General features: G+C 48.1%; 11 protein-coding genes. 4 read left to right on the forward strand and 7 right to left on the reverse strand.

The window, feature by feature from the left end:
- Window positions 1–53 precede the first annotated feature (53 nt).
- From lolA to serS, 3 genes are all read left to right on the forward strand, one after another.
- On the forward strand, window positions 54–665 hold the full coding sequence (lolA, locus tag JC793_RS05930) for an outer membrane lipoprotein periplasmic chaperone LolA (RefSeq protein WP_046893830.1): 612 nt from the start codon (window positions 54–56) through the stop codon (window positions 663–665).
- Between the two features lie 7 nt (window positions 666–672).
- The gene (locus JC793_RS05935) at window positions 673–2,016 is read left to right on the forward strand and encodes a replication-associated recombination protein A (RefSeq protein ID WP_107678217.1); all 1,344 of its coding nucleotides are present in this window, start codon (window positions 673–675) and stop codon (window positions 2,014–2,016) included.
- Window positions 2,017–2,232: 216 nt separating this feature from the next.
- Window positions 2,233–3,525: a serine--tRNA ligase gene (gene serS, locus JC793_RS05940; protein ID WP_166707318.1), complete on the forward strand. Its 1,293-nt coding sequence runs from the start codon at window positions 2,233–2,235 to the stop codon at window positions 3,523–3,525.
- Between the two features lie 76 nt (window positions 3,526–3,601).
- Here the strand turns inward: serS and JC793_RS05945 are convergent, their stop codons facing one another.
- From JC793_RS05945 to JC793_RS05975, 7 genes are all read right to left on the reverse strand, one after another.
- Window positions 3,602–4,765: a CyaA/EF/ExoY family adenylyl cyclase toxin gene (locus tag JC793_RS05945; protein ID WP_218427802.1), complete on the reverse strand. Its 1,164-nt coding sequence runs from the start codon at window positions 4,763–4,765 to the stop codon at window positions 3,602–3,604.
- A gap of 135 nt (window positions 4,766–4,900) precedes the next feature.
- Entirely contained in the window at window positions 4,901–5,440 is a 540-nt protein-coding gene (locus tag JC793_RS05950) for a fimbrial protein (protein WP_218427804.1), read from the reverse strand.
- 10 nt (window positions 5,441–5,450) lie between these two features.
- Window positions 5,451–5,987: a fimbrial protein gene (locus JC793_RS05955; RefSeq protein ID WP_166707321.1), complete on the reverse strand. Its 537-nt coding sequence runs from the start codon at window positions 5,985–5,987 to the stop codon at window positions 5,451–5,453.
- A gap of 12 nt (window positions 5,988–5,999) precedes the next feature.
- Window positions 6,000–7,007, reverse strand: coding sequence for a fimbrial protein (locus JC793_RS05960; RefSeq protein WP_218427806.1), 1,008 nt, complete (start codon window positions 7,005–7,007; stop codon window positions 6,000–6,002).
- Between the two features lie 11 nt (window positions 7,008–7,018).
- Complete coding sequence (locus tag JC793_RS05965; protein WP_247717328.1) at window positions 7,019–9,547, reverse strand: fimbria/pilus outer membrane usher protein; 2,529 nt, start codon at window positions 9,545–9,547, stop codon at window positions 7,019–7,021.
- Window positions 9,548–9,612: 65 nt separating this feature from the next.
- The gene (locus JC793_RS05970) at window positions 9,613–10,290 is read right to left on the reverse strand and encodes a fimbrial biogenesis chaperone (RefSeq protein ID WP_166707324.1); all 678 of its coding nucleotides are present in this window, start codon (window positions 10,288–10,290) and stop codon (window positions 9,613–9,615) included.
- 47 nt (window positions 10,291–10,337) lie between these two features.
- The gene (locus JC793_RS05975; RefSeq protein ID WP_218427809.1) at window positions 10,338–10,790 is read right to left on the reverse strand and encodes a fimbrial protein; all 453 of its coding nucleotides are present in this window, start codon (window positions 10,788–10,790) and stop codon (window positions 10,338–10,340) included.
- A 611-nt stretch (window positions 10,791–11,401) separates the two neighbouring features.
- Here JC793_RS05975 and JC793_RS05980 point away from each other — a divergent pair.
- Window positions 11,402–12,205 (forward strand): methylenetetrahydrofolate reductase, encoded by an 804-nt coding sequence (locus tag JC793_RS05980; protein WP_243846982.1) that lies wholly within the window; start codon window positions 11,402–11,404, stop codon window positions 12,203–12,205.
- Window positions 12,206–12,215: the final 10 nt, after the last annotated feature.

Raw genomic sequence — 12,215 nt, forward strand, 5'->3', positions numbered from 1 at the left:
TGCCTGAAAAGGCGGCGTCTGATTTATCCGAACGCATCATCAGGAATGCATACATGAAAAAGGTGTTTATCACAGCCTGCCTGCTGGCAGGTGCCGCAGTCAGTGCAGCACATGCAGATACCCGCAGTGACCTTCAGTCGCGTCTGGGAAAAGTGAACAGCTTCCATGCGAATTTCGCGCAGACCGTCACTGATGCTGACGGCGCACTGGTTCAGGAAGGAACAGGGGATTTATGGGTAAAACGCCCGAACCTGTTTAACTGGCAGATGAGCGCCCCGGATGAAAGCGTACTGGTTTCTGACGGCAAAACACTGTGGTTCTATAACCCGTTTGTTGAGCAGGTCACCGCCACCTGGCTGAAAGATGCCACACAAAATACGCCGTTTATGCTGATCACCCGCAATGATCCGGCAGACTGGCAGCAGTACATGGTGAGTCAGCGTGGTGACAGCTTTGAGCTGAAACCGAAAACCAACAACGGCAATCTGAAATTATTTACTATCACTGTAACTCCGGACGGTATTATTCAGCAGTTTGCCGCCGTTGAGCAGGATGGCCAGAAAAGCAGCTATCAGCTCAAAGGTCAGCAGAGTACTGATGTGAATATGAATAAATTCACCTTTACACCGCCGAAGGGGGTTACGCTGGACGATCAGCGTCAATGAGGCGTCAGTGACTAACTTTTCTCTCGATTTCTCGCAAAACGATTATCAGCCTCTGGCCGCCAGAATGCGGCCGGGGACGCTGGAACAGTACATCGGACAAACTCACCTGCTGGCAGAGGGCAAACCACTGCCGCGGGCTATCCGCGCCGGACAGCTCCACTCCATGATCCTGTGGGGACCGCCCGGCACCGGAAAAACCACCCTGGCGGAAGTGATTGGTCACTATGCGGATGCGGATATTGAACGCCTGTCAGCGGTGACTTCCGGGGTCAAAGAGATCCGCGAAGCTATCGAACGGGCGCGTCAGAACCGTAATCTGGGGCGCCGTACCATTCTGTTTGTTGATGAGGTGCACCGCTTCAATAAAAGTCAGCAGGACGCGTTTCTGCCGCATATTGAGGACGGTACGGTTACCTTTATCGGTGCCACCACCGAAAATCCGTCGTTTGAGCTCAACTCCGCACTGTTATCCCGCGCCCGTGTTTATCTGCTTAAATCTCTGTCTCCGGAAGATATCGAAGCGGTTCTGATTCAGGCGCTGAATGATACTGAACGCGGCCTGGGCGGACAAAATATCGTCCTGCCGGATGAAACCCGCAAACTGCTGGCTGAACTGGTCGCCGGTGACGCCCGCCGTTCGCTGAATGTGCTGGAAATGATGGCGGATATGGCCGAAACCGGGGCTGACGGCAAACGTGTGCTGACCACTGAACTGCTGAAAGAAGTCAGCGGTGAGCGCAGTGCCCGTTTTGATAACAAAGGCGACCGCTACTACGACCTGATCTCCGCGCTGCACAAATCAGTGCGCGGCTCGGCACCGGATGCGGCACTTTACTGGTACGCCCGGATTATCACCGCAGGCGGTGATCCGCTCTATGTTGCCCGCCGTCTGCTGGCGATAGCATCGGAAGATGTCGGTAATGCCGATCCGCGCGCTATGCAGGTCGCGATTTCGGCCTGGGACTGCTTTACCCGCGTGGGACCGGCAGAAGGTGAACGGGCGATAGCCCAGGCGATTGTTTATCTTGCCTGCGCACCGAAAAGCAACGCCGTTTATACCGCATTCAAAGCCGCCATGCGTGACGCAAAAGAAGGGCGGGATTACGATGTGCCGGAACATCTGCGCAATGCGCCGACCAAACTGATGAAAGAAATGGGGCTCGGCAAAGAGTACCGTTACGCGCATGATGAAACGAACGCGTATGCCGCCGGAGAAGTCTATTTTCCGCCTGAAATGCGTGATACCCGCTACTATTTTCCGGCAAACCGGGGAATGGAAGGCAAAATCGGCGAGAAACTCGCCTGGCTTGCTGAGCAGGATCAAAATAGCCCGATAAAACGCTACCGTTAATGCCGCTGTTGCGGTAAGGTGTGAAATGTAAGAATAGGTAAATGGCTTAAAACACTCAGAATGTTCATCCTGCATACAGTGCGGGTTTCCGGGCGGATTAAGGCGTTTCACAGTTGCGTTAATAACAGCCGCACTGCCGGAAAGCAGGAAAACACTTTTCGCCGGTTGCATCTCCGTTACTGACACTCACGTTATAACAACAAGCACAGGAATAGCATGCTCGATCCAAATTTACTGCGTAATGAGCTGGACGCGGTTGCCGAAAAACTGGCTCGCAGGGGTTTTACCCTGGATGTGGACACGCTGCGCACTCTCGAAGAGCGCCGCAAGGTTTTACAAGTTGAAACTGAAACTCTGCAGGCTGAACGCAACTCCCGATCGAAGTCCATTGGTGAAGCGAAAGCCCGCGGTGAAGACATTGAAGCAGTGCGCAGTGAAGTGAATCTGTTAGGGGATAAACTGGATGCTGCCAAATCTGCGCTGGATGAAGTGCAGGCTGAGTTACGCACCATTGCTCTGAATATTCCTAACCTGCCGGCAGACGAAGTGCCGTTTGGTAAAGATGACAGCGATAACCCTGAAGTCAGCCGCTGGGGTACACCTAAGCAGTATGATTTCGAAGTGCGCGATCACGTTTCACTGGGTGAAATGACCGATGGTCTGGATTTCCCGGCTGCCGTCAAACTGACCGGTGCGCGTTTTGTTGTGATGAAAGGCCAGATTGCCCGCCTGCATCGCGCTATCGCACAGTTCATGCTGGATCTGCACACGGAACAGCACGGTTATCAGGAAATTTATGTTCCGTATCTGGTCAATCAGGATACGCTGTATGGCACGGGGCAGTTACCGAAATTTGCCGGTGATCTGTTCCATACCAAACCACTGGAAGAAGAAGCGGAAACCAGCAGCTATGCGCTGATCCCGACAGCAGAAGTGCCTGTCACCAACCTGGTCCGTGACGAGATCCTGGATGAGGCTGATTTGCCGCTGCGTATGACTGCACATACCCCGTGCTTCCGCTCCGAAGCCGGTTCTTATGGCCGTGATACCCGTGGTCTGATCCGTATGCACCAGTTTGATAAAGTTGAGCTGGTTCAGATTGTTCATCCGGAAAAATCCATGGAAGCCCTGGAAGAACTGACCGGTCACGCCGAGAAAGTCTTACAGCTGCTGAACCTGCCATACCGTAAAGTGCTGCTGTGCACCGGTGATATGGGCTTCGGTTCCCGTAAAACCTATGACCTCGAAGTCTGGGTTCCGGCGCAGAACACTTACCGTGAAATCTCATCCTGCTCTAACTGCTGGGATTTCCAGGCGCGTCGTATGCAGGCACGCTTCCGCGGTAAAGATGATAAAAAACCACAGCTGGTTCATACTCTGAACGGCTCCGGTCTGGCTGTAGGCCGTACCCTGGTGGCTATCATGGAAAACTATCAGCAGGCTGATGGCCGTATCGAAATTCCGGAAGTATTACGTCCGTATATGAGAGGTCTGACACATATCGGCTGATGGCCGGTGAGTTGTCACTGATCTGATAAAAATCCCGCCGGTGAAAACCAGCGGGATTTTTTATGCCGGCAAACAATCACAATGTATTAAACACCTTTCTGGCAGCTTCAAAGCTTTCCCGGCGCAATGACGGGATCTCATTACCCCACTGCGGGTTATGCGGTACCATAAAACCACTATGTTCAAGCGTTCGGATCACGGTCCGCAGGCCATTAATATCTTCTGCCAGCAGTATTTGCGGTAACTCGCCCAGTGGCTCCGGCAGGAAAAAGGTAACAGGGAAATTAGCACTCATCTCGGAAAAAGGGTTAGTGGCATCCATACTGTGATGTACGACTTCTCTGCCGTCCTCACAAAATAAAGCCGAATTAATCAGCGGGATCAGAGCGGCGATTCTCGGTGTGTTATTACCGAGGCGGGGATCTTCTCTCTCCAGTAATTCTTGGTGGATAATCTCTTTTGTCGACCCGCGGCGCAACAGATAAGATCGTTTTTTCGCAAATGCGTCTGCGCTGACATCCGGGTTATGCGGAATGTCCAGACTGCCGAAATCTTCAGTGCGGGGTGCAACAATCATCAGGTCATAGTCGGCCGTCAGTGGTTTATTTAGCTGCGGGGAACAGAGAACACGTACTTGTGTATCATCTTTCTGTACATAAATGGCATAGGTATCATCTGCGGCCGGTTTGGCTGTGAACAGATGCGGGTGACCATGAGGCGACTTAGCTTCGAGCGTGATAAATCCGTTTTTATCCGGCTGATGGCGGGTAAGTAATCCCATATGAACCAGTTCGTTAATACGTGAATCGGTTATTTGCAGAATATTTTCGCTGGCGTGACCATCCCGCAGGCATTCTGCAACCTTTTTGTCCATCAGTTCAGTTTTATGTTTCTCACCGCATAGTTTGCTGTAAAACTGATTAACCGGAATAAATCCGGCCATTGGTCCCCAGTTGGCGCTTTTCCCCTTGATAGTAAAATTCTTTGTCGGATAACCGGCACTGATAAGACCGGTTGCGGTTGTCTCGACCGGACGGAAGCTGATCACCAGTTGCTGTTCTTCAGCTAATGCCTGAAGCGGGGCAAGATGTTCTGTGGCAATGCCGGTCTGAGAAATAACAGCCTGCCGTTCTGTTATCAGCCCGGGGAATGCGGCTGTGGTACCGGAAGGCCGGGGAGATGGTATATCCGGCGTACTGACAGATGCGGATAAGGAAGGTGAGCCTGTGATTCTGAACATGTGTTAATTATCCATTGTGATCAAAACGTTCAGGATAAAAAACTGGCAGGAAAAAAGTGTCAAAAAATAACCGGAAACCTACATAAATAAGATCATTATCTGACTTTATTTTCTGTGTCCGGTATCACTCTGTGATTATTTATAAACAATATTCAGATCTAATGTCGCATTTGCCGTTCCGGGCGCAATTTCGGCGGCAGTCTGGCGATAATACCCTCTGAAATTTAAGGTCAGGATACCGTCATTCTTCACTGTGCTGACAATCGTGTTTGTTTTATTCAGTTCTAATACCCGCCATACGCCGTCAGCCGCTTTATATTCCGTTTCAATACCGACTCCTGATGCGGCATCTGCTGCCGGAGCAATCGCCAGTAAGTTGCTTTTTCCGGATACCGTGGTACCGGCCGGATTAATTATCACAGGAATATCTGACGGGCATTCCAGAACAATATTCCAGTCAACCTTATCACTGACTGAATCCGGTTTGCTTCCCAGTCCGGTATTACTCAGATAAACATCATTCAGCTTCACATTAACGACGGAAGAGGATAGCAGCGTGCAGGTGCCGGGCTGAATACGACCTGAGATCTTATAAATTGCGTCATAAGCTGCGGCATTGAAAGACAGACACAGAACCGCAAAAAGACAGGCTGATTGTTTAATTATTGCTGACATCACTCATTCCTTATTTATTTTCCACAACGAATGTCACGGATGCATTTGCTTTTCCGGTCGTGGCCTTTGCGGCCAACTGCTTATAACGGGCCCGGAATTTCAGATTGTTTGTCCCGGCCTGAGTCTGTTTCATGGCAAGAAACTGATTGATTTTATTGGCGTCAGCCGGCTCCCAGCGGTTAGTTTGTACGGAAAAATACTCAATCTGGATTGCCATGCCGGTGGCTGCACCGGTGATCTTATCCAATTCAAATAATCTGTTATCTGACGCCGCGCTTCCCTGAAGTGAACCGGCGATCCGGCTCATACTGCTGTGGCAGTTAAAAATAAGTTCAAATTCAGTCCAGTCAGTGGTGCTGCCGGCGGGAAAATTACTGCCGTTACCGGTTAATAACCACGTTCCCAGCTCAACATTGGTATTATGGGTTGTAATATCACATGCCGGTATTTTAATGGAACCGCTGTAATTCACTTTTACATTCGTATCCGCCGCGGAATATGACGATAAAAACAGCAGGTATAAAAAAACAGAGCGTATTATTTTCATTATTTTTACCTGTTATTTATAGATAAGAGTAATTGTTGCCTGCGCATTCCCTTCAGTGGCTTTGACATCTTCCGATAATTTTACATATTTAAAATCCAGATATTTTGTGATGGTCTCTGAGGTACTGTTGCCGGTTTTATAAAAGGGATACTGATGTGCCGAACCGGTTTTTTTATCACCACCTAATTTATAGGGCTCTGATTTTTCCGGTTCGAATATCTGTACCGCAAATCCCGGATTGGTATTGTGATTTTCAAGAAAGAGGGTATCAGTATTGATGTTTCCGGAATGCAGGTGATCACCGAGTGTAAAATAGACATTCATCCCCGCGTCACATTTCACGGTAAGCCCGGCACGGGCATGGCCAAAATTCTGACCCACTTTTAATTTTCTGACCGCCGTCAGCTCATGAGTACCGAGATCAACCGACTGGGTTTTATTGGTGACATTACAGGTTTCTGCTTTCTGTGTGGCTCCGTTACTGCGTACGGATAATTCTATCGGCATGCTTACGGATGAGTTGTAAAACATACAGGAGATCTTCACCAGACTGACCTCCTGTGAAACTTTTGTCGGCACTAATGTTTTTTGGGTCTTCACATAAATGCCTTTTACTTCAAATACTATATTACTGTCTGATTTATTCAGTGAAACGCTTGTCTGGTTTTCAGTGACAGGATGCCAGGCTGATGTGCCTTTTTCACGTACAGCGAGTGCCACGCCGACACCTTCAAGGTATGTCTTAAACACCGGATAGCGTTTTCCGTCGTCAGACAGTGTCACGCCGGTTGTGGTATAGCCGTTATTGCTGAAGCGGTAAGTATCCGGCGCTATGCCCGAATCACAATTTATTGATGAACTTAAATCCTGCCAGTTACCGAGCATTGTTCCGACGGGCTGTTGTTGTGCGGGGCTGTCAATGGTGACACTGACCATATGAGCAATGTCGTAATAGGCACCAGCCTGAAAGGAAAGCAACCCTGCACACAGACCGGAAAATAAGTATTTTGTATAGTTCATCGTTATATCTCTCAATGACAGGTAACAGGGACAACCGGCAGATGCTGCTCAGTCTGTGATTGGGTCAGCTGATAGGCGGCACGGCACTGTTTGTCCGGGCTGTTGCCCCACTGAATATTTATCCGGCCTTTTTCCGGCATACCGCTGAGGTAGACATCACCGTTCTCATCAGCAATACCGGTGCTGTTGTCGTTGCCGTCATTCTGCTCTGACGATGCAACGGCACCAAACGGCACAGGAGAACCGTCTTTGGTGACCGTAAAGAGGATGCGGTAGCCCACATGTGTCTGATAATTGATTACGACGGCAGCACCTTTGGTCGGCACAACACTGACAGTGTTTGATTTCAGTTCCACATTGGCCGGCAGACTGCTGACATCCAGGGCGATTTCATTTTTTGTATAGGCATTCAGGTAAGGTACGATCGCATAGCCGCGCCGGTCAGTAGATACACCGCTGCGGTTGGTCACGGCGACATTTTCCGCACCCGGTGCACGGACGATGGCAAATGCGTCATAGACCGGCTGTGATAATGTGACGCCGTAAGGATGAGCGATAACTGCTCCGGTTAAGCCGTAATTCAGACGCTGTGAGTTTTTGTCATAGCTGTACCCGGCATTGGCGACACCGTAACTGCCCCGGTAAGAGGCTGAGGCATTACCGCCCGCGCCGGTACCTTTATTGGCATAGGATTGCTGTATGGAATAACTGAAACGGTTATCGCCGGATAAGTTGCCGCTGATACCTGCCATCATATCGCTGCGTCCGCTGTTATCTGTTGTTACCGAGGTATTAAAGCTGGCATTGCTGCCTGCTGCCGTAGTTAACGGAATACTCACGGAAAATGAAAATTGGTTATCTGCTTTATGCTGATAAGCATTATCTGAATAGCTGTAGCTGAGGTTATAACTGATCCCCTCATAGCTGTTGTTGTATCCGGCACCGGCAGAACGCTCTTTACCGGCACGATTCCGGTAATCCTGCTGATAGGCACTCAGGTAAACGCTGCCGTATTCATCCAGCGACTGGCTGATTGTTACCTGTAAGCGGTTCTTTTTACTGTCACGGTACAGCTCTGCGCGGTTCTTATTGGCCTCTTCAAAGGAATAGTAACCGTCTGTGGAATAGCGGTAATTTGCCAGGGTAACGGATGTGCCTGTGGTCATCATATTCTTTGAATACTGAACACGGTAAGAGCGGCCGCTGTCACGGGATTCACTGCCGCGTAACTGACGGGTGCCGGCATGGGTGACATCGGCGGAAAACGCCCCGAAATTCCCCATATTGATACCCGCTCCGGCAGCTAGGGACTGATAGTTATCCGCCAGAATTGTGCCGGTATAGGCGGTGACGCCTTTCGGCAGGCCATAAATCAGGGTACCCTGAAAAAAATCCGGCTCTTTGCCGTCACCCGCAGCTCTGAATTTACCGCCGGTCAGGGAATAACGTAACTGTCCCTCACGCTGCATAATGGCAACGGACGAGAAAGGTACGATACTGGTACGTTCTGTACCGTCAGCTTCTTTGATAACCAGGGTTAAATCACCGTTGGTACCTGTCGGGTGGAGATCGTTTATTTCAAATGCACCCGGTGCAACATACGTCTGATAGATAACATAACCGTTCTGTCTGACGGTCACTTCTGCATTTGACTGAGCAATACCACGAATCACGGGGGCAAAGCCTTTCATGGCATCGGGCATCATGGATTCATCACTTTGCAGTTGTAATCCGCGGAACTGAAAGCCGTCAAAAATATCGCCGGGGGTGGATGAATCGCCGATAATCAGCCGTGATTTTATGAAGTTGATACCACGTTCCAGGCTGGTATCAATATTCTGCCATTTCTTTTCACCGGCGCTGACTGAATACGCTGAATAATTGTTTATGCGCCATGCCCCGAGATTCAGGCCGCTGCGTAAATTAAGATAATGGGCATCGGTATCCGGAGTATGGTTATTGTGATTATTTGAACCGCTGTAATAGTAATTCAGGATAAATGCGGTGACCCCGTTTTCCCATTGTGCTTCGGGAATACCACCGGCAACGGTATTATTCATAGCTATCTGCGGAACAGAGATCAGCAGACGCTGATGGTTAATTTCCGGTGTAACCGATGCATCCGGAATATAGCGGCTGACAGCGGTGATTTCCTGCTCCGGCGGCAGTGCGGCCAGCTCAGGGAGAGCCTCAGTATTAATGCCCCATAATGCCAGATCGGCTTTGGTCAGAACCGGTGTCAGGCCATTGTTGTTGCTATTTTTGGTAAAGGTAATTGTGCGGGCATCAGTAACAACACCGTTAACAATAATATCCACATGATAATCGCCCGGCAATTGTCCGCCCGGTGCCGCAAATTGATCCAGACTCTGAAGATCTGCGATATTCTGCCCTTCAGTCATGCTGAGTGAATTAACGCTGAAATAGTCTCCGGCAAAAGAAATACTGCTGCCGGCACTGAAAACCAGCGCGGTAACGGTAACAGCAATTCTGTTTAACCGAAAACGGTATCCGGCATTATCAGCATTCCGATAAGGCATTTCACAGGTGAACTTCATTGTTTTAATCTCTGTGGCGTGATGAATAATAAATAACTATCCGGCGATTAATTTAATGACTGAGTTTTATTTTCTGTTATTGACCCGTAATCATTAACGGCATTCCAGGTCACACTGTTTACCTGAATACCATTTATATTCCATGATGCGGTTCCTTTCGGCGGTACCATTCCGGAATGCTCAATTTCCTGATTGCCGGCTTTTAATTCACCAAATGACACATAATAAGGTGTCGGGTTTGTGGCCTGTAATACATTGCCTTTCTTTTCAAAATGCAGCTGTGTATAGGCAGTTGCCGCATCTGCGGACGGTAATCCGGCCGGGCGGTAAATCAGCTTTATTTTGTTATTGACTGAAATAGTCAGATTATTTGTCGCCGCAGGATCTGACGGCGGAATAGATTTTACATTCAGCCAGTAAACAGATTCTCTGTCTTCCGGAAGTCCCGGTGACGTTAATACAACCCGTACGGCATTCGCTGATTCCGGCTCAATTCTGAACAGCGGCGGTGTCACGGAAAAAGGTGGTTTAGCCGTATTATTATCATCGAAGTTATTTATCCATGACTGAACAAGATAGGGTGTTTTTTCATCGTTTCTGACGGTAATGGAGGCTTCTTTTTTATTACCTTCATAAATAACGCGGGTTCCGCCCAGAACAACGCTTGCATTAGCCGCAGAAACTGCGGTGCTCAGAAGAAATAACGTAATCAGTGATTTTTTCATAATGAACTCCGGTAAAAAGAGGGAGCAGGCGCCCCCTTCAAAAGTAATTACTGGTTGTACTGGACGGTAACGGTAACATCAGCATTTGCGGTGCCGGGTGTTACTGTATCTGCGGTTGTCATATAACGGGCGTAATAGGTTTTCTGGCCTCTGTTATCTTTACCCAGCGTAATACCGTCGGCTTCGGTGTTCGGGCGGTAAAAGGTTTCGCTGGTGGCACTGCCGGTAATACCGATGCCGACGCCGGTTGCGTTATCGACTTTATACAGGTCGGCATTATCTGCATGCTCTGTGCCGCCAAACGTAACGCGGGCTTTACCCAGGGTTGCCGGGCATCCGCTCAGACCGATAGTGAACGGGGTGGCCTCTGTTTTTTCACCGCTCTTTGAGAATGCCTGCGTCATCCAGGTACCTAACTGCACAGTGCCTTCGGTTTTATTCTCATTATTGGTTTCCACCTGGCAGGTGGAATCAATAAACTGGCCTTTAAAGTGGATCATACCGGTTGTATTGACATTCTCTGCGGCAAAGACATTACCGGAAAATGAAGTTGCAACGACAGATGCAATTAACAGAGTTTTTTTTAACGCTCATTGAAAACCTCGGTAGTATTTAAAGTAAATTTGATTATCAGTCGGTTATTTAATTAAGGTGTCACGATGTGCATATCATGCCTTTCGTTTAACTCGTAATAATTGTATTGAGCTTTATTGATCAGATCTATTTGAGCGGCGATGTGCTTTAGTTTTTGTTTAGATTGCGGATTAAATTACCCCGGGTACTGTGAAATGATGCGTCTTGTGAATTAATAAACTAAAATTACGACATTTATCAGATTTAAACTCTGATTTATTGTTTGTTTTCAGTCCTTGGTGTTGTCTGATAACTGAAACAAAGGATAAACGAGTTGTTCAGGAGAGCTGCTGCAACAGTGAAGTTTTCGGAAAAAAGACCATTCACTCTTCAGATAGCATTACGGGAAATAACGTGGTTTAAAAAAGAAGGGTGGAAAACCGGCAGAAAATATGTAAGAAATGGTTACAACCAGGCGGGGTGACAGAATATATTTTTGTTTTACGGTATTTTTACAGAAAGGGACAATCGCGAAATGATGAATGGAATAAGTTTTGAAATTAATGCTGTTTCAGAAAATAATAATAGAGTTGAATTATTAAAATCATTAATTGAATTTACAGAGACACTTAATCCGTTATTTTATACGGTAAATACAGAAATTGGTATGATGCCTCAGGCGGCGACATTTGATACCTGTATGGTACTGAAACAATATACAGGCAAAAAAATCATTCCGCATATTGCGATAAATAATAAAGATGAGTGTGAGCTTGACTGTATTCTCAGCAGATATATAAATGCGGGGATAAGCAGTTTCTTTCTTATCAGGGGGGATAAACATATTCCCGGTGCGGAAAAATCATTTAACTATGCAATTGACCTGATACGGTATTGCCGTGAGAATTTCAGAGAGGCGGAAATAAGAGCGGCGATTTATCCGGACTTTCATAAAGAAACGGTATCACCGGCAGAAGAGCGGTATTGGATTAAGGAAAAAGCCGGGTTTGGTATCCGGGAGTTTATTTGCCAGTTTTGTCTGAACAGTGATGCCATTTCTCATCTTAAACAGACCGCCGGTCATGATATCCGGATCGTTCCGTCGCTCTTTCCGCTGGCTAATTTCAGCTTTATTGAAAAGTTCACAAAAGCAAACGGCATCGGTTATCCGTCATGGATCAGAAACGTGATTTCTGACCCGTCGCTTCACTCAGTGGCTGACGAGGGCGTTGCGTTAACCCGTTTCTTTATCCGCTCTGCATTATCAGAATCAGGACGTTTGCATCTTTTCACACTGAATAATCCTGAGCTGCTGAAAACAATATTCAGTGAAGCAGAGTGAACCCGGTTTC

Source organism: Morganella morganii (genome assembly GCF_019242955.1).
Classification (GTDB): domain Bacteria; phylum Pseudomonadota; class Gammaproteobacteria; order Enterobacterales; family Enterobacteriaceae; genus Morganella; species Morganella sibonii.

Bases quoted from the DNA above. Each gene is read 5' to 3' on its own strand.
- lolA (WP_046893830.1), top strand. From the start codon at position 54: ATGAAAAAGGTGTTTATCACAGCCTGCCTGCTGGCAGGTGCCGCAGTC.
- serS (WP_166707318.1), top strand. From the start codon at position 2,233: ATGCTCGATCCAAATTTACTGCGTAATGAGCTGGACGCGGTTGCCGAA.
- JC793_RS05945 (WP_218427802.1), bottom strand. From the start codon at position 4,765: ATGTTCAGAATCACAGGCTCACCTTCCTTATCCGCATCTGTCAGTACG.
- JC793_RS05950 (WP_218427804.1), bottom strand. From the start codon at position 5,440: ATGTCAGCAATAATTAAACAATCAGCCTGTCTTTTTGCGGTTCTGTGT.
- JC793_RS05955 (WP_166707321.1), bottom strand. From the start codon at position 5,987: ATGAAAATAATACGCTCTGTTTTTTTATACCTGCTGTTTTTATCGTCA.
- JC793_RS05960 (WP_218427806.1), bottom strand. From the start codon at position 7,007: ATGAACTATACAAAATACTTATTTTCCGGTCTGTGTGCAGGGTTGCTT.
- JC793_RS05965 (WP_247717328.1), bottom strand. From the start codon at position 9,547: ATGCCTTATCGGAATGCTGATAATGCCGGATACCGTTTTCGGTTAAAC.
- JC793_RS05970 (WP_166707324.1), bottom strand. From the start codon at position 10,290: ATGAAAAAATCACTGATTACGTTATTTCTTCTGAGCACCGCAGTTTCT.
- JC793_RS05975 (WP_218427809.1), bottom strand. From the start codon at position 10,790: ATGATCCACTTTAAAGGCCAGTTTATTGATTCCACCTGCCAGGTGGAA.
- JC793_RS05980 (WP_243846982.1), top strand. From the start codon at position 11,402: ATGAATGGAATAAGTTTTGAAATTAATGCTGTTTCAGAAAATAATAAT.